Source organism: Enterococcus avium ATCC 14025, from assembly GCF_000406965.1.
GTDB classification, from domain to species: Bacteria; Bacillota; Bacilli; order Lactobacillales; family Enterococcaceae; genus Enterococcus_A; species Enterococcus_A avium.
This window is the reverse complement of the sequence record NZ_KE136366.1, coordinates 134,221-151,514: the sequence shown is the minus strand read 5'-3', so window position 1 is coordinate 151,514 and position 17,294 is coordinate 134,221. Positions and strand designations below refer to the sequence as shown.

Sequence of the window (17,294 nt, the reverse complement as noted above, 5' to 3'; positions counted from 1 at the left end):
TAAATACTCAATTTCCCGAAAGAAAAAGCTCAATAATTTTTGGTAAAAAGATAATCACACCAACGATTATGGCAAACACTGACGTCACTAAAACAGCTCCGGCAGCCATATCTTTGATTTTCTTGCCGATTGGATGAAAATGGCAATCGGTTACCATGTCTACCACATTCTCAAAAACCGTGTTGATAATCTCCACAATCCAAACGAGAAAGACGGCTAAAAAAATCCAAAGCCATTCTAGCACAGAGACTCCTAATAAAAATGCTACCAGAATCGCCATCAGGCCAAAAACCACGTGAGCACGCATATTGCGTTCCTCTTGAAAGACTGTCTTGATCCCTTGAATCGCAAATTCTAACGAGGTGATAAAATGTTTGTTTTTCTCTGTTTTATCTTTTAAGTCCATAGGCATCTAATATCTCTTTCTGCAGACCAAACATCTCTTTTTCGTCCTCAGGAGTCATATGGTCGTACCCATTGATATGCAAAAAACCATGTACAGCTAGAAATCCCAGTTCGCGATCAAAGCTATGCCCATACTCCTCTGCCTGTTCTGTGGCACGTTCCGTAGAAATCATGATGTCGCCTAAATTCCGCGGCATCGGATCTTCCTCGTCCATGATGATCGGAATCTCATCTTCACCTTCTTCTTCCAGCGCAAAGCTGATGACGTCAGTCGGTGCGTCCTTGCCGCGATAATCACGATTGATGACTTGGATCGCTGCATTATCCATAAAAGTAACAGACATTTCCGTATCCTTCGGCAGCTTCAAATAGTCAGCCGCAAACTGTAATACGCCATCGATTTCTTGAATTTTTTCTTCAGAGACCTGCTCTGTTTCGTCAATAAACGTAATATCCATTACTCTTCCCCTTTTTTCTCTTGCTCTTCTTTCATTTTCTCCGCCTCTGATTGCATTCTCGGATATTTGATGCGTGAATGGAAGGTTGAGCTTAAACCGCTAATCAATGATTTTTCAACGATACGAATCTCTTTCAACGTCAATCCGGAATCGTCTAGCTGACCATCATTGATTCGTTCCTCAATCAGATTATGCACAAACTCCGTAATCTTATCAATCGAAGGATGATCCATCGCTCTGACCGCCGCCTCACAGCTATCCGCGATGTTTACAACCCCAGCTTCGCGAGTCTGTGGCCTAGGTCCTGGATAACGGAAGTCTGCTTCTGTTACTTCAGGGTTGCGCTCCTTGGCTTTAAAATAGAAGAATTTCATCAAGGTTGTTCCATGATGCTGATTACAAATATCAATCACCATTTGCGGCATCTTATATTCCTTCAGAATTTTCGCCCCTTCAATCACATGACCGAAAATAATTTGTTTGCTATCTTCCGGCAGCAGGAAGTTATGCGGATTCTCTGCCCCAGTCGGTAAATTTTCTACAAAGAAATTTGCATGACGAATTTTACCAATATCGTGATAGTAGCAGGCTACTCGCGTCAACAACGAACGACCGCCGATTTCTGCCACAGCATTAGCACTCAGATTAGCCACCATCATTGAGTGATGATAGGTTCCGGGAGCCTTCTCCAGCAGTTCTTTTAGCAACGGATGGTTCGGATTACTTAATTCATTTAAGGTAATTACACCGCTATCTGTCACTAAGATTTCGATATACGGTTGAAGTCCCATTCCCATAATAAAGGATAAAATGCTGGCGGCAAAAGCACCTAGCAGCAGTCCCCAGGTTTGCGAATCAGTAAAGGACATTCCTTGATAGATACTTAAAATGATCGACCAGGCAACTGGAAAGGCCACGATCCAAAGCATTGCTTGCTTCACTTGATCAGATAAGCGTCTTTGTTTTACCATAACAGCCAATGTACCTGAGAAAAGGTACGTCATTAAAATGACGGGCAGCATATTCGTACCGATGGCATTGTAGTAAATAAACAGTGCAAAAACGGTCTGAAAAACTGCGGACAAAGCCCCTGCTCGTCGATTAACAAAGACCGTCAGAATCAGTGGAATGAAGGCTGCTGGGAAGAACAACGCTAGATTATTCGAAGTGCCTCCTTGAAAAGATTGCAGTATCTTCATGATAAAAACGCCAATCGTCATCGTCGCGCTATAGAATAAAATGAAGCGGACACGTTGAAACTCAACTTCAAACTGACGGCTATAAAACCATAACAAAACACCTTGTAATATTGCGGATAAAACCATTGCAATCAATGGGAAAATAGATGTACTGGAGCTAGTCAAGCCTAATAGTTTCAACTTATTAATCGCATTTGCATCAATTTGACTGCCTTCACGAACAATGACTTCACCTTGATAAATCATTACAGGTTGAACTGAATCACTGGCTTGCTCTTTCAATTCATCCGTCCGCTTTTGATTTAAGGAATCATTGATAACAATCCCTGCTTCTAATAAGTAACGCATTGCTTGATTAGATTCTTCTGACAATCCTAAACTTTGGATCTTATCAATGGCCTGCTGTTTGTATTCAGCAAGATCGCTTTGACGAATGCGTTTTGTCATTTGTTCATCTAACAGTTTCAGACTTTCTGTTCCAACTTTCGTCAAATCAGCAGCACTTAGTTGGACAACGGCTTGATAAAATTCTTCTGGCAGCTGTTGATAGAAAGTGACTGTATCCTGATCTAAACCTTCAAAATTCTTTTTTACCGCTGCTACACGCTCATCCACTGTCGGTTGGGGAACTTTTTCTCCATCTTTAGCTTGTGAAACCTTCGTCTGATAATTTTTATCTAATTCAGTATTCGCCTTTTGAATCAATGAGATTAATTGATTGATACGATCATGCTGTGTTTGCGCCAAGTCAGCTTGATATGTATATTCTGGCGTGACTGCTTCAGCGGCCAATTGACGCTTTTGGTCCGTTTCGGCTTTATTTTCAATGGTTTTATTAGCTCGAATACTTTCTGTAGCCACTTGACCTTCTTTATAATCTACACTTTTTTGAATGACGCTCGTAAGCATCGTTAATACTAATATAGTCGAAAAAGCGCCTAAAATGATTGGTATAAAATTTGAACCTAACTTTTTCAGCAAGTTATTGATGGGTCGATTTAACATCCAATTCCCTCCTGACTACTTTTCTTGGTGTCGTAGGTTCTCTTGTTCATAAGCTTCGATAATTTCTGCAACTACAGGATGCCTTACAACATCACCAGCTTCAAAGTTCACAAAGCGGATTTTTTTGATTCCCTTCAAGGTTCTTTCGGCATGAATCAAACCGCTGACCTGCCCTTTCGGCAGATCTACCTGAGAAGTGTCGCCATTGACGATCATTTTAGAATTAAACCCAAGGCGCGTTAAAAACATCTTCATTTGCGAAATCGTCGTGTTCTGAGCTTCATCTAAAATGACAAAGGCATCATCTAACGTCCGACCACGCATATAAGCAAGCGGGGCGATCTCAATCACTCCGCGTTCCAATAAGCGGTTCGTATGTTCCATACCAAAAATTTGATGCAAGGCATCATACATCGGACGTAAGTAAGGGTCAACCTTTTCCTTCAAATCACCTGGCAAAAATCCTAGACTTTCGCCGGCTTCTACTGCCGGGCGGGTCAAAATAATTCGTTGTACTTCCCCTTTTTTCAGTGCAGCAATTGCCATAACGATTGCTAAATAAGTTTTACCAGTCCCTGCTGGTCCCACACCAAAAACAACATCCGATTTACGTATTGCTGCTATATAACGGCTCTGTCCAATATTTTTAGGACGAATGGGTTTCCCATTACGGTCCTTCAATAATTCCTCTTCGTACATCATAACGAACTCATCCAGATGATTCTCACGTCCTAAACGCAATGCGGTCATGACATCTGGTGTCGCGACTTTAATCCCGCGATCGATCAAAATCTGCAAGGTGCGAATGATATCTCCTACTAATTTTGCCTCTTCCTTTGGTCCAATGATCTGAATCATTTCGCCGCGAGTATTGATGGTCGTCTCTGTATTTTCTTCTAAAAATTTAACATGTTTATCGTGGGTACCTAAAAGCATACTGATGTCATCTTTTCCATCAAGCTTTATTTCTAACGACTCAAAATCGTTGCTATTCAACAAGCGCTCATCCCTTCATAAATCATTCCTTCTTATAATACCACACTCTAAATAAAAGAAAAATTGTCTAAGCTTTCGCTTAAATATTAGCTATACCTGAGTTTGATTAAGATGAAATCACGAGTCTATTTTAAAGATTATCTTGTGCATACAATACTACTTTGCCTATCTTATTATTTAATCTCACAATTTTTAACAGCAGCTCGGACTAAAGCATAACTCATAGCTAACTGTCTATCTATGAAGTCATTTTTCCAAAAACCGGGAAAAATGAGCTTATTTTCGTACGCATATCATCACGCTAAACAGCTTGATCAATATACTTCTGTAAATTTGTAACTACAGCTCCGGCCCTATTTTTATAAACTGCGAAAAGCGTGACTGACAGCTAGCTCAGTTAATGGAAGTTTATTTTTGCCACGCATACGATTCAACTAAACCTCACGTAATATTAATTAGCCGAGACCATATCATTCATCTCGTACTTTAACAAACTGCGAAAAGTTGAACTCGCAAAAAAAGCCGAGAGAAAAATCTCTCGGCTTTCATTATTGCTTATTTATTCAGAAGCTCCTTGACGATTGCGTTGACTTGATTGCCATCGGCTTTGCCTTTGACTTTCGGCATCACTGCACCCATTACTTTCCCAAATTCCTTTGGTGAAGTCGCTCCTGTTGTTGCAATTGCTTCTGTAACAATCGCACGGATCTCATCTTCAGAAAGTTGAGCCGGCAAATATTTTTCAACAATTACGATTTCCTTTTTGACCTTATCAGCCAAATCGGTGCGATCAGCTTTTTCAAACTCCGTTAGAGAATCTCGACGCTGTTTCATCTCGCGAGATAAGACAGTCAATTCTTCTTCGTCATTTAAGTCCTGACCTTTTTTAATCTGTTCATTTTGAATCGAAGCTTTAAGCATCCGGATCACTTGCAAAGTCTCTTTATCTTTTACTCGCATCGCTTGCTTCATGTCTTCATTCAAGGTAGTAAGTAGTGACAATAGAATCACTCCGTTGACAGACTAGAATTTCTTACGTTTTCTAGCTGCTTCTGATTTTTTCTTACGTTTCACGCTTGGCTTTTCATAAAATTCACGTTTGCGAGATTCTTGCAGAGTCCCTGCTTTTGAAACGGAACGTTTGAAGCGACGAAGAGCATCGTCAAGAGATTCATTTTTACGAACCACTGTTTTTGACATATAAATTCCCTCCCTCCGGGCTTGAAATGTAACCGTTTTTGTTATTGAAATATGCTTTCAATAAACAAGACCGTCCATAAGTCATTATATCCAATGGGCTATTTTGAGTCAAGGTACTGAAGAATTTAAATTCTTAATTTATCCATTAACTTTTTGACATTTTGCACAGCGTCCAAAGAGCTCAAAGCGATGACCTTCGATTTCGCAGCCATCTAGCTGTTCTTTAAAGAAGTTCATGGGACACATATGAATCTCCTTCGTTTCTCCGCAAACTGTACAAATAAAATGGTGATGGTGTTCAAAATTTTCACTGCAGCTAAAGCGGAATTTCATCTCTCCCTGCAATTCGGTATCTTCAATCAATCCAATCTCACAAAATTCTCTTAGGTTGCGATACACAGTATCATAGCTCAATCCTGGAAATTGACCATTCATATGATTGTAAACCTCACGGGCGGAAACATAGCGGTTGGATTTGATCAGGTAGTCTAAGAGAGTTTCACGTTTTTTAGTATACTTGAAGCCATTTTCTTTGACCTTCGTCAGAGCTTTTTCTAATAACGTCGTTTGTGTCATGTTATCCCTCATTTCAAAGTGTAATGATTCCGAATAAAGTGTATGGTATAATAAATTATTACTGATTGCAAGGGAGATTTTCTTTATGGATAGCGAAAAACAAAACGAGTTAGTCACTATTTTCATCATCTCCGATTCTGCGGGAGAAACTGCATCGAAACTAGCACAAGCTTCAATGGCGCAGTATCCTACCGTAGAATTCTGTCTCTTCCGCCGGACCTTTGTACACACGGAAGAATTATTGATGAAAGCTTTAAACGATGCTAAGGCCGAAAACGGCATGATCATCTATACATTGATTGATCCAAAATTATCTAAAATTGCTAAAGAATTTTGTGACAACGAAGACGTCTTTACGATGGACTTGTTGAATCCGGTTGTGAGCGAAATTGGACGACGCGCTCATTTAGAGCCTACTGGCGAACGTGGTGCACTTCATCACTTGAACGAAAATTATTTCAAACGAATTAAGGCCATGGAGTTTGCGGTTAAATATGACGACGGAAAAGATCCCCGCGGCTTCTTAGAGGCTGATGTTGTGTTACTTGGCGTTTCAAGAACTTCAAAAACACCGCTAAGTCTTTATTTGGCTAATAAAAATTTAAAAGTTGCTAACCTACCGTTAATTCCACAAGCACATATTCCTAAACAGCTATTTGAGATCGATCCGAAAAAAATCGTTGGACTGACCAACGATCCTGAAGTATTGATTGGTATCCGTAAAGAACGGATGCGAGCTTACGGATTGAATCCTGAAACGGCCTATTCCGATCGCGAAAAGATTCAAGCAGAGCTGAAATTCGCCAATGAGCTTTATCACAAGTTAGGCTGCGAGATTATTAACGTTGCCACACTTTCGATCGAGGAAACGGCAGCGATGATCATGAGCGCCTTGGATTTAGAAGACCATAGCTACTACTTTATGGAAGAAGAAAACTGAGATCAAATCGATCTCAGTTTTCTTTCTTTTTGTAATTCACGAATCTCTTCTAAGCGATAAGGTGTTATTTGATAAACGTCATTCAGCCAATTATGATAAAACAAATGTGCCTGCGCACGCCAATAATTGTAAATTTTCCCGTCTTCATAGTAATTCGCTGGCTTCGCCGTATTGATTCCCCGTTCATGATCACGCAAATATTCTTTTTCTAAAGTATCTGTCGCATATTCAAAGTGTCCCATCAAAAAGACATCGTGCTCATCTTCTGAGATTAAGATCGCGGACCGTTCTTCCTCATCCTTAGCAATCACTTTGATTTTTGCTTGACGCACTTGCTCTTCATTGATTCCCGTATATCGTGACTGAGGCATCCAAAAACGATCATCAAAGCCTCTAAACAATCGGAATTGATGCTCTATATCTTGTTTATAGATACCAAATAATTTTTTTTCAAAAGGAACCTTATCAACTCCAAAATGATAATACAGGCCTGCTTGTGCTCCCCAGCAAATGTGAACAACAGAAGTAACTGACGTTTGGCTCCACTCCATGATTTCTACTAACTCCGGCCAATAATCGACTTCCTCAAAGGCCAACTGCTCCACTGGTGCTCCAGTAATGATCAAGCCGTCATAACAAGTCTCTTTTACCTGTGAAAAATCCAAATAAAACTTATCTAAATGATTCTTACTTGTATGCTTATGCTCATGGCTAGCTACTTTTAAGAAATCTACATCAATCTGCAAAGGACTTTGGCTAATCAAACGCAGCAGATGAATTTCTGTGTCGATTTTATTCGGCATCAAATTTAAAATCAATAGTTTTAGCGGTCGAATATCCTGTTGCTCCGCACGTGAATTATCAATCGCAAAAATATCTTCAGATTCTAAAACAGACTTTGCCGGAAAATCAGGCTCTAAGCGAATCGGCATGAGTTATCCCTCCAATTTATCAAAGGCCTGTTGCAAATCAGCAAGGAGATCGTTCACATTTTCGATTCCGCAAGATAAACGAACTAGCCCTGGTGAAATTCCTGCCTGCTGCAGCTCTTCATCAGTCAGTTGGCGGTGCGTCGAGGTTGCAGGATGCAACGCACACGTACGAATATCCGCCACGTGAACTTCTAATGAAACAAGTTCCAATGCGTCTAACCACTTGGCCGCCTGTTCTTTTCCTTCTGCGAATTCAACAGAAATGACACCGCAAAGGCCATTTGGCACATATTTTTGCGCTAAATTGTAGTTTTCATCACTTTCTAAGCCAGGATAATACACGTGTTTGATCGCTTTTTGCTCAGTTAAGTATTTCGCTATTGTCACTGCATTTTCAAAATGGCGATCCATCCGAACCGGTAATGTCTCCATCCCCAAATTAAGCAAGAATGAATTTTGCGGGGAAGGTGTAGCCCCTAAATCTCGCATTAATTGCACACGTGCTTTGGTGATATACGCCGCTTGGCCAAATTTCTCTGTATAAACGATGCCATGATACGTTTCGTCAGGCTCTGAGAGCTGAGGAAATTTGCCATTATTCCAATTAAATTTCCCGCCATCAACGATGACACCGCCTGTCTGCACTGCATGACCATCTAAATACTTGGTCGTACTATGAATCACGATATCTGCGCCAAACTCGAATGGTCGACAAAAGTATGGAGTCGCAAACGTATTATCGATAAGAAAAGGAATATCCAACTCTTTTGCTACAGATGCAAATTTTTCTTGATCCAACACCTTCACCGCGGGATTAGCGATTGTTTCGCCAAAAATGGCTTTCGTATTTGGTTTCGCCGCTTTCAACAATTCCTCTTTTGAGGCATCTTGATCGACAAATGTCACTTCAATTCCCATTTTTCTAAGGGTATGAGCAAATAGATTGTAGGTCCCGCCATAAATATAGCTAGAAGAAATCATGTGATCTCCAGCCTCTAAAATATTCAGTACCGCATAAAAGGTGGCTGCTTGCCCGGATGATGTACACAATGCTCCTACACCGCCTTCTAGTGCCGCGATTTTCTCTTCTACTGCACCAGTCGTTGGATTTGCCAAACGTGTATAAAAATACCCCGCCGCCTCCAAATCAAAAAGCTTTCCAATTTCCTCTGTCGAGTCATAGGCATAGGTCGTACTTTGAACGATCGGTAATACTCGTGGTTCTCCATTTTCCGGCTGATACCCTGCATGTAAACACTTTGTTTCAAATTCCATCATTATTCCTCCTACTAGCTTTTTTTGAACACGATTGTTGCTCATAATTTTTCTCATACCTGTCATTTTCAATTGTTTTCGTAATATAAAAAACACTCCCGTCTTTTCATAGCTGAAAGGACGGGAGTGCCGTGGTACCACCTTAATTTATCAGCCTCTCACAAGACTGATCTTTAGTCGCATTGCTGCGAACTGCTGTAACGGGCATTCCCGTGTCTCACTGACAATTGCTCCGAGGCCATCTTCTAACAAATCGCTGCTGCTTCTTCTCAATTACCGAAGCTCTCTGTCAAGTCCGATTCGTTGTACTCTTCTCTTCTACGCAATTAAAATATTTGGACGCCCTCTTTTTCAACAGAAAGCACATCAATCAACGCTTCATGATCGAAGGCTTTCAAGGCCGTGACTAATTTTTCAGTATTTTCAGGCGGGGTCAATACTAAAACAGTTGGACCTGCGCCACTTAAAAAGCTGCCATAACCGCCATAAGCTTTGCAAAATTCTCGAATTTTTTTCAAATGCGGAACAAGGTGCTGGCGATGACTTTCGTGTAAGATATCTTTTTCCATCATTTTCCCAGCTAGCGGCAAATTACCATTCAAAACTGCCGCAATCATTACGTTGCCAATCGAGCTGGCTTTGACCGCATCCTGATAGGATAACTCTTTTGGTAAAACCGAACGACTTTCTGAAGTCAGCAACTCATGATTCGGGATAAAGGCAATCACATCGCAATCAGGAAACGTATGCTTCACAAAATTTACTTCATTGTTATTATAGCTCGCTACCACAAAATCTCCACAGATTGCTGGGGCCACGTTATCAGGATGGCCTTCGATCTTGGTTGCGTAGGTCACTTTCTGCTGTGGCGTCATTCCTAGATTTCCTAAACGATTGGCCAATTCAATTCCCGCTACGACAACAGAAGAGCTGCTGCCTAATCCACGAGCGATTGGAATGTCTGAAGTCATCGTGAGTTCATGCGGTTTCAAATTAGGTGCCAAATCTAATGCCGTTTGAATCAATAGATTTTTTTCATCCGAAGGGATGCTGCTGCCCAACTGATGCTTGATCTGCCATCTTTTAGTTTCCGAACCGATATCGATCGTCAAATATTGAGACAACGCGATCCCACACGAATCAAAGCCGGGCCCTAAATTGGCGCTGGTTGCTGGGACGCGGATTTTCATAGAGCAGCCACTCCTTCACGTAAGTGTCGGCGCATATCCTCCAAATCACTCATCTTATTGATTTTGATGTCTGTTTCGTTGATCGCTGTATCTGGATCTTTTAACCCATTTCCAGTAAAGACCGTTACGACGGTTTCACCTGGCTTGATCCGACCATTTTCCACATGCTGAATCACACCAGCCAATGATGCTGCTGAACCTGGTTCAACAAAAACACCTTCTTGAGAAGCCACTTTGCGATATGCATTTAAGATTTCTTCATCAGTTACAGAATCAATATAGCCATTTGATTCATCGCGAGCCTCTTCAGCTAATTTCCAGCTAGCAGGATTACCGATCCGAATCGCTGTTGCTACTGTTTCTGGTTGTTCAATGACTTTTCCTTGGACAATTGCCGCAGCACCTTCTGCTTCGAAACCGTGCATCCGTGGCAATTCTGTGCCTTTTTGCTCATGCCATTCTTTGAAGCCTTTCCAATAGGCAGAAATATTTCCGGCGTTCCCAACAGGAATTGCCAATACATCTGGCGCTTTTTCCAATTGTTCGCAAATTTCAAACGCCGCTGTTTTTTGTCCTTCTAAACGATAAGGATTCACTGAATTCACTAAAGCAACCGCTTCTGTTTCCGCAATATCACGAACTGCTTTAAGGGCTTCATCAAAGTTTCCGGGGATCGAAATAATATCTGCTCCATAAGCAATCGCTTGAGCCAATTTACCCATTGCGATCTTCCCATCTGGAATCACAACATACGCCTTGATGCCTGCACGTGTTGCATAGGCAGCGGCGGCGGCACTCGTATTACCAGTTGAGGCACAAATGATTGCTTTTGCACCATCTTCCACGGCTTTAGCCACAGCCATCACCATTCCTCGATCCTTAAAAGAACCTGTCGGATTTAAGCCTTCATATTTCCCATAAAGCGTAATCCCTAATTCTTTTGATAGATTTTTCAAAGGAATCAGTGGTGTATTTCCTTCAGCCAATGCGATCTGAGGTGTCTTATCAGTGATTGGCAAATACTCTTTATATTGTTTCAATAGACCTTCGTACATGTTTATTCCCCCATAACTTTCATCAATGACAGTAATTTGTAACTCGTTTTTTCTTTGATTTCCTGTTGAATTGTTCCCATCTTCGTTTCTGATGTCTCGTGTGTAATCAAGACTACACGAGCATTTTCACCATCGCCTTTTTCTTGGACAACTTGTTCGAACCCTACTTTTGTTTCAGTCATGATCTCAGCCAGCTTCAAAAATTGACCAGGCTCGTCAGGCATTTCTAATGATAAGAAGTACTTGCTGATGTTTTCATCTGGTGAAGTAATTTTGGTTGGTTGGGTATAGCCAGTAAAGCGATGACCAACAGTATTTTTCTTCATCTTATTAACGATCGTCATCAAATCCGCCACGATACTGGTAGCCGTTGGGCGTGCACCAGCTCCCGGACCATAGTACATTGATTCGCCAATTCCTGAACTTTTAACAAAAACAGCGTTCATTTCATTATGGATTGAAGCCAGCGGGTGTTCATGCGGCACTAAGACCGGACCAACCTCCACCGAAATCGTATCGTCATTTTTGATGGTCGAGCCGATTAATTTCACGGTGTAGCCTAGCTGATCGGCAATCGACACATCCTCTGCTGCCAATCCGCGAATACCTTTGATCTTGACTTGATCCATTGTGATCGACATTCCAAAAGCAAATTTGCTTAGAATAACCATTTTATATGCGGCATCGATCCCGTCCACATCATTGGTTGGATCACTTTCCGCAAAGCCTAGTTCTTGAGCTTCTTTCAAGGTCTCATCATATGTTCGATGCTCTTGAACCATCTTAGTCAGCATATAATTGGTTGTTCCATTGACGATTCCAAGAACTTCGGTAATATCATCTGCTGCTAAGCTGTTAGCGATCGTTCGTAAGATCGGAATACCACCAGCAACGCTAGCTTCATAATACAAATTTCGCTGCTGCTCACGCGCCAGATTAACTAACTCAGTCCCGTGCTGTGCTAATAAATCCTTATTCGCAGTGACAACATTTTTACCAGCCATAAGTGCTTTTTTGATAAAGGTCTTGGCTGGTTCGATCCGTCCCATCACCTCTACTACAATAGCGATCTCTGGATCATTTAAAATTGCGTCCAATTCAGTAACCAATTCCAATTGATATTTTTCTGCTAAAGCAGATTTATCTTCTTCTGGACGGATCAAGGCTTTTGTTACAACCAAGGGGCCGCCAATACTTTTTTCGATTTTATCTTTGTGATCTGCCAAAATTTCTAGGACACCGGTACCAACTACACCTAAACCTAATAGACCTACCTTGACTGCTTTTTCCATAATCCGCCTCCGTTAAATTACATTCATATTAAAAGTAATTTCATCGTATTCTAATAGTTAGCTATCAGTATAACAAAATTTCTGTAAAAAAAAAGAGCTTTTCCAAAAAATTTGGAAAAGCTCTTTTTATTGATGCGTAACGTGGCGAAAGGTCTGCTCTAAAACATCCAGGACATGCTGATCATCTAAACTATAAAGCATGGCCTTTCCATCACGACGTGCTTTGACTAAGCGATTGTCACGCAATAATTTTAGTTGATGAGAAACCGCGGATTGCTCCATCTTCAGCGTATCACTGATAGATGAGACATTGCGCTCGCCCTCTTTTAGAAACATTAATATTTTTAATCGTGTAGGATCACTCAAAATTTTAAAAAATTGACTGACCGCTCGAACTTCTTCTTGTTCCTTCATTTACAGCCCTCATTTACTCTATTCGGCGATTTTACGGATCGCTTCTTCATATGCGGCAATCTTTTCAGCAGCCGCATCATGGGAATCTCCTTTTACACCGATGTAGAACTTGATTTTTGGTTCTGTTCCAGAAGGACGAACGGCAATCCATGTTTCATCTGCCAAAGTATACTTCAAGACATCTGAAGCAGGCATGTCGATCGCTGTTTCATCCCCATTGGCATCAATTGATTTCGAAGTTTTGAAATCTTCTGTCATTGTTACTGCAACATCCGCAAAAGCTTTTGGTGCTTCGTTACGCAGATTGCCCATGATCGTTTTGATCTGTTCGGCCCCTTCAGCACCGCTCAAGGTCACTGAGATAGTTTTTTCAGCATAGTAGCCATACTCTTCAAAAATATCTTGCAAGCCATCGTATAGCGTCTTGCCTTGTTTTTTGTAGTAAGCGGCCACTTCTGCTAACAAGACTAACGCTTGGATCGCATCTTTGTCACGTACAAAGGATTTAATCAAATAGCCATAGCTTTCTTCAAAACCAAACATAAAGGTTTGTGAATGGTCATCTTCATATTGTTGGATTTTTTCAGCAATAAATTTAAAGCCGGTTAAAACATCAACCATTTTTACATTGTAGGCATCTGCGATCGTTGTTGCTAATTCACTTGATACGATTGATTTAAGTACGACTGCATTGTCTGGTAAAGTTCCTGCTTGCTTATGAGCTTCCAAGATGTAACGAATCATGATAGCCCCGATTTGATTTCCAGTCAACACTTCATATCGTCCATCTGGCAAACGAACAGCCGCACCAAGACGATCGGCATCAGGGTCCGTCGCAATTAACAGGTCTGCTCCTTCTTGCTCACCTAGCTTGATCGCATATTCAAAGGCAGAGTGTTCTTCAGGATTTGGTGATTTAACTGTTGAGAAATTTGGATCAGCGATTGCTTGTTCAGGAACTAAAACAAATTTTTCGAAACCAGCTTGTTTTAGAGCCTTTTCACCTAGCATTTTCCCTGTTCCATGTAATGGTGTGTAAACCAATTTTAACTCTTTACCCATTTCATTGATCAGTTCTTGATTGATGGTCACCGATTTGATTTTTCTCAAATACTCTGAATCGACTTCATCACCAATAATATTGATTAAACCGCTGTGTTTAACTTCATCATCAGATAGCACTTCAACTTCTAATGGATTTTCTACGTCACGAACAAATTTTGTCAATGCATCTGCATCTTCTGGCGGCATTTGTCCACCATCTTCGCCGTAAACTTTGTAGCCATTATATTCAGCTGGATTGTGGGATGCCGTGATCATAATGCCGGTGAAGGCATTTTCAAAACGAACGGCAAACGATAATTCTGGTGTGGGGCGTAAGCTCTCAAATACAAAGGAAGGAATATCATGCTTTGCTAATGTTTTAGCGGCTTCCATTGCAAATTCTGGTGACATGTGGCGTGAATCATAAGCAATCGCCACACCGCGACGTTTCGTTTCGGGATCTTGCGTATCCATGAAACGAGCCAAGCCTTCAGTTGCTTGACGAATAGTGAAAATATTCATTCGATTGACACCAGGACCTAAGACACCTCGCATGCCTGCTGTTCCAAATTCTAGTTGTTTATAAAACGCATCTTTTTTCAACTCTCGGTCTTTGCCTAAGTCTTGTAATTCTTTACGCATTTTTTCATCTAATTTATCTGAATCAATCCATTGTTCATAAACTTGTTCCCAAGACATGAAACGCACCTCTTTCAAAATTTTTCTTACCATTTAAGTATACCATTACTGTTATATTCAGCAAAGCAAACTTGTATCTTATTCAACATGCAATAAAAAGTCGCGCTATTTTTTACATAAATGAAGATCCGACCTGATTTAATACAGTGATCCTGACTGCCATAGTAATTTCAAGTTATTATTGCCAAATTTTTCGTTCGTTAATATCCAGCGTATCGGAAGCTTGTAGTGAATTCAATCGTGCCTTAATCAGCTGTTTACGTCCAGAAATATTCTTCGTATAAAAAAAGTCGGCCGTTAATCCTTGTTGTTTAATTGCGGTCAAAAAAATTAGCACCGCTTTTTTATTTTTGCTATAACGACCAGGTATCACAAAATAATCCTGTTTAATTTTTAGCAGATATCGTGGTGAATGAATCTCTCCTAATAACTCACAAATCAGCTCATTGAAAAGTTTTTCCTGATGATAACTCGCGACAATTTCACAAGAAAAAGAATGATTATTCCAATCAATGACTAATGGGATGCTTTCTGAGAGTACACCCTCATTTAGCAGTAACTGATAGAGCGTTTGAACTAGTTTCTGCCGAACCTGACAAGCCTTATGCCAATGCTTTTTCCTTTTTCTTTCCTTAAAGTAGATATTTAACGCTCCTTGCAGGAATGCTTGAATAAGATTGAGCTGATCCACATTATCAAGTTTAAAGGCATTCGACTCTAAATGTACTTCCGTTTCTTTAGGCCGGCTTCGAATGAACAGAGGCATTGCCAAATGGGTCCCCTGCTTTAAAGCCGTCTCCCAAAGCATAAAATGCTGCTTCCGTTCTTTCGCGCGATAAAGATTATTTTGAGTATAGCCGGCGATTGTCCTCAGATCTAGGATATCAGGTAATTCAAACCGTTCTCTGCCAGTTGAGATCACAGGTTCATCCATCAGATTCAAGCCTTCGATAAATGATAAACGCTTCAAAATAGCAGCAAAAAGCGGCTGCTCTGTCACTGGAATATTCGGATAAATCGAAGCAATATGCCAGATATTGGTCAGCTTCTCATCCCCGGAACACCGCAATCCTCTACCGCGAATCTGTTGAGTTTGAACATACGAGCCGGCCGCATTTCCCATAATAATCGTGTTAACGGCGGGACAATTCCAGCCCTCGCCTAACAAGCTGACCGTCCCGATCAATAGATTGATCTCGCTTGAATCCAAAAGCTGCGTAGTCAACGCTAACAGCTCACTGCGTTTTTTATCCGTCATCGCTAAGTAGATATAACCAGCCAGCTTTTTCTCTCTGCGAAATTCTGCGTAAGTTTGAAAATGAGTTTGAAATATTTTTTGACTGACAATCAGAAATTCGCCGCAAACGACAGCCAGAGATGTTTCAGGCCGAATCAGTTCCTTCAATGATAAGAAGGTAGGCACAACACCATACTCTAAATAGTCCTCTTTTCCGGCTAAAACCTCCTGCTTGATATAATCAAACAGCAGTACACACCGCAGTTCATTCCCTAGATAGCTTTCCTCCTTTACCACAATATGCTCGATGGCCTCTTTCATTAACGGTATATTTGCTTGATTGTTTATTTCGAAATCTGGAAAAAGTCGGAGCTTGTCCTCATATAACCAGCCCTTCTTTGAAAGATAGCGAAATATTTCCAATTGTGGAACAACTTGAAAAAGATACTGATACAAATCAATAATACTTTTTCTTGTTTGCTGCGGAATTTTTATTTTATTTCGTTTTATACCCAGAACCTGCCAATGATCGTCGCTGAACTGATACTGCTGTTCATTCAAATAAAGTAAACAGCTTAAATAGCTGTCAAAATTCTGATAGATAAATTCTGTTTGATTTAACGGCTGCTGAATGAATTCTTGAGCCAAGAGGTAATCCGTCACTTCTGGTTGACTGCAAAGATGCGATACGATTTGATTTTGCTCATTTAAGAATTCGGTAAATTGTTTCTGTGATTCCTTCGTGACTGGTGCTAAGTAAACATAGTCTTGATATGGAGCAAGAACCGCCTCGTTAATCAATTCGGAGACAGTAATTTCTTCATCGATAGCACCGGTCAGCCGAATATAGTTGCCCCATTCTTTTTGATTCGCGTCAAAAGGAGGTGTTGCCGTTAAGGCTAACGTTTGCAGCTCAGTAGCTTTTTCTTTTAAGTCCAGCAGCAAATCTGACCAGTTTTTCTTTAAGTGGTGGGATTCGTCCAGCACTAGAAAACCAATCCCATGTTCAGTAAAGTGATTGTCTAATTCTTTCCTCTTACTGTACAAGTATTGATACGTAGTAACTGTTATATTTGCAGGTTGAAGCAGTTCCTCGGAAATTTCCCATTGCGGATAGTAATGCTGAATCACTTCAATCCACTGCTTTTTCAACAGGATTGAAGGAACAAGGATCAATGTTTTTCGCTGAATCTTCTCAACAAGCGCCATTCCTAAAATCGTCTTCCCTGATCCCGGCGGAGCAACAATATGGATACTGTCATTATCCAAATAACTAGCTAATTGATCGATGACTCGCTGCTGGTACGCTCGTAGTTTGATAGCTGACAATTGGTTCCCTCCTTATTGTTTTAGTTAATTACATGAGGCTTAATACCT

General features: G+C 40.8%; 16 protein-coding genes. 1 reads left to right on the top strand and 15 read right to left on the bottom strand.

The window, feature by feature from the left end; translation table 11 throughout:
* Positions 1 to 7 precede the first annotated feature (7 nt).
* The 7 genes from OMU_RS18185 to OMU_RS18155 form a co-directional block, all read right to left on the bottom strand.
* Entirely contained in the window at positions 8 to 412 is a 405-nt protein-coding gene (locus OMU_RS18185) for a diacylglycerol kinase family protein (RefSeq protein ID WP_016181321.1), read from the bottom strand.
* Positions 390 to 863: an rRNA maturation RNase YbeY gene (gene ybeY / locus OMU_RS18180; protein ID WP_016181320.1), complete on the bottom strand. Its 474-nt coding sequence runs from the start codon at positions 861 to 863 to the stop codon at positions 390 to 392. The genes OMU_RS18185 and ybeY overlap by 23 nt, the downstream gene beginning before the upstream one ends.
* Positions 863 to 3,067 (bottom strand): HD family phosphohydrolase, encoded by a 2,205-nt coding sequence (locus OMU_RS18175; protein ID WP_016181319.1) that lies wholly within the window; start codon positions 3,065 to 3,067, stop codon positions 863 to 865. The genes ybeY and OMU_RS18175 overlap by 1 nt, the downstream gene beginning before the upstream one ends.
* Before the next feature lie 15 nt (positions 3,068 to 3,082).
* On the bottom strand, positions 3,083 to 4,003 hold the full coding sequence (locus OMU_RS18170; RefSeq protein ID WP_048718175.1) for a PhoH family protein: 921 nt from the start codon (positions 4,001 to 4,003) through the stop codon (positions 3,083 to 3,085).
* Between the two features lie 615 nt (positions 4,004 to 4,618).
* Positions 4,619 to 5,065: a GatB/YqeY domain-containing protein gene (locus OMU_RS18165; RefSeq protein ID WP_016181317.1), complete on the bottom strand. Its 447-nt coding sequence runs from the start codon at positions 5,063 to 5,065 to the stop codon at positions 4,619 to 4,621.
* Between the two features lie 21 nt (positions 5,066 to 5,086).
* Entirely contained in the window at positions 5,087 to 5,263 is a 177-nt protein-coding gene (rpsU, locus tag OMU_RS18160; protein ID WP_002356740.1) for a 30S ribosomal protein S21, read from the bottom strand.
* Between the two features lie 138 nt (positions 5,264 to 5,401).
* A complete protein-coding gene (locus OMU_RS18155; RefSeq protein WP_016181316.1) occupies positions 5,402 to 5,839 on the bottom strand; it encodes a Fur family transcriptional regulator in 438 nt (145 codons plus the stop codon).
* Between the two features lie 85 nt (positions 5,840 to 5,924).
* Between OMU_RS18155 and OMU_RS18150 the strand changes: the two genes are divergently transcribed.
* Positions 5,925 to 6,779, top strand: a complete 855-nt coding sequence (locus tag OMU_RS18150; protein WP_016181315.1) for a pyruvate, water dikinase regulatory protein — start codon at positions 5,925 to 5,927, stop codon at positions 6,777 to 6,779.
* Between the two features lie 2 nt (positions 6,780 to 6,781).
* Here the strand turns inward: OMU_RS18150 and OMU_RS18145 are convergent, their stop codons facing one another.
* The 8 genes from OMU_RS18145 to OMU_RS18110 all read right to left on the bottom strand — a co-directional run bounded on the left by OMU_RS18145 (position 6,782) and on the right by OMU_RS18110 (position 17,246).
* On the bottom strand, positions 6,782 to 7,711 hold the full coding sequence (locus OMU_RS18145; protein WP_016181314.1) for a homoserine O-succinyltransferase: 930 nt from the start codon (positions 7,709 to 7,711) through the stop codon (positions 6,782 to 6,784).
* Positions 7,712 to 7,714: 3 nt separating this feature from the next.
* Positions 7,715 to 8,986, bottom strand: coding sequence for an O-acetylhomoserine aminocarboxypropyltransferase/cysteine synthase family protein (locus OMU_RS18140; RefSeq protein ID WP_016181313.1), 1,272 nt, complete (start codon positions 8,984 to 8,986; stop codon positions 7,715 to 7,717).
* 326 nt (positions 8,987 to 9,312) lie between these two features.
* Positions 9,313 to 10,176: a homoserine kinase gene (thrB, locus tag OMU_RS18135; protein ID WP_016181312.1), complete on the bottom strand. Its 864-nt coding sequence runs from the start codon at positions 10,174 to 10,176 to the stop codon at positions 9,313 to 9,315.
* The gene (gene thrC / locus OMU_RS18130) at positions 10,173 to 11,231 is read right to left on the bottom strand and encodes a threonine synthase (RefSeq protein ID WP_016181311.1); all 1,059 of its coding nucleotides are present in this window, start codon (positions 11,229 to 11,231) and stop codon (positions 10,173 to 10,175) included. Before thrC ends, thrB begins: the two co-directional genes overlap by 4 nt.
* 2 nt (positions 11,232 to 11,233) lie before the next feature.
* On the bottom strand, positions 11,234 to 12,523 hold the full coding sequence (locus tag OMU_RS18125; RefSeq protein WP_016181310.1) for a homoserine dehydrogenase: 1,290 nt from the start codon (positions 12,521 to 12,523) through the stop codon (positions 11,234 to 11,236).
* A 126-nt stretch (positions 12,524 to 12,649) separates the two neighbouring features.
* Entirely contained in the window at positions 12,650 to 12,937 is a 288-nt protein-coding gene (locus OMU_RS18120) for an ArsR/SmtB family transcription factor (RefSeq protein ID WP_016181309.1), read from the bottom strand.
* An 18-nt stretch (positions 12,938 to 12,955) separates the two neighbouring features.
* Positions 12,956 to 14,680 carry a phospho-sugar mutase gene (locus OMU_RS18115; RefSeq protein WP_016181308.1) on the bottom strand — a complete coding sequence of 575 codons (1,725 nt, stop codon included), beginning with the start codon at positions 14,678 to 14,680 and terminating at the stop codon, positions 12,956 to 12,958.
* 178 nt (positions 14,681 to 14,858) lie between these two features.
* A complete protein-coding gene (locus tag OMU_RS18110) occupies positions 14,859 to 17,246 on the bottom strand; it encodes a DEAD/DEAH box helicase family protein (protein ID WP_016181307.1) in 2,388 nt (795 codons plus the stop codon).
* Between the last annotated feature and the right edge of the window lie 48 nt (positions 17,247 to 17,294).

What these genes read in the sequence shown, in the direction of transcription:
- OMU_RS18185 (WP_016181321.1), bottom strand. Translation starts at nt 412, where the DNA reads ATGCCTATGGACTTAAAAGATAAAACAGAGAAAAACAAACATTTTATC.
- ybeY (WP_016181320.1), bottom strand. Translation starts at nt 863, where the DNA reads ATGGATATTACGTTTATTGACGAAACAGAGCAGGTCTCTGAAGAAAAA.
- OMU_RS18175 (WP_016181319.1), bottom strand. Translation starts at nt 3,067, where the DNA reads ATGTTAAATCGACCCATCAATAACTTGCTGAAAAAGTTAGGTTCAAAT.
- OMU_RS18170 (WP_048718175.1), bottom strand. Translation starts at nt 4,003, where the DNA reads ATGCTTTTAGGTACCCACGATAAACATGTTAAATTTTTAGAAGAAAAT.
- rpsU (WP_002356740.1), bottom strand. Translation starts at nt 5,263, where the DNA reads ATGTCAAAAACAGTGGTTCGTAAAAATGAATCTCTTGACGATGCTCTT.
- OMU_RS18155 (WP_016181316.1), bottom strand. Translation starts at nt 5,839, where the DNA reads ATGACACAAACGACGTTATTAGAAAAAGCTCTGACGAAGGTCAAAGAA.
- OMU_RS18150 (WP_016181315.1), top strand. Translation starts at nt 5,925, where the DNA reads ATGGATAGCGAAAAACAAAACGAGTTAGTCACTATTTTCATCATCTCC.
- OMU_RS18145 (WP_016181314.1), bottom strand. Translation starts at nt 7,711, where the DNA reads ATGCCGATTCGCTTAGAGCCTGATTTTCCGGCAAAGTCTGTTTTAGAA.
- OMU_RS18140 (WP_016181313.1), bottom strand. Translation starts at nt 8,986, where the DNA reads ATGGAATTTGAAACAAAGTGTTTACATGCAGGGTATCAGCCGGAAAAT.
- thrB (WP_016181312.1), bottom strand. Translation starts at nt 10,176, where the DNA reads ATGAAAATCCGCGTCCCAGCAACCAGCGCCAATTTAGGGCCCGGCTTT.
- thrC (WP_016181311.1), bottom strand. Translation starts at nt 11,231, where the DNA reads ATGTACGAAGGTCTATTGAAACAATATAAAGAGTATTTGCCAATCACT.
- OMU_RS18125 (WP_016181310.1), bottom strand. Translation starts at nt 12,523, where the DNA reads ATGGAAAAAGCAGTCAAGGTAGGTCTATTAGGTTTAGGTGTAGTTGGT.
- OMU_RS18120 (WP_016181309.1), bottom strand. Translation starts at nt 12,937, where the DNA reads ATGAAGGAACAAGAAGAAGTTCGAGCGGTCAGTCAATTTTTTAAAATT.
- OMU_RS18115 (WP_016181308.1), bottom strand. Translation starts at nt 14,680, where the DNA reads ATGTCTTGGGAACAAGTTTATGAACAATGGATTGATTCAGATAAATTA.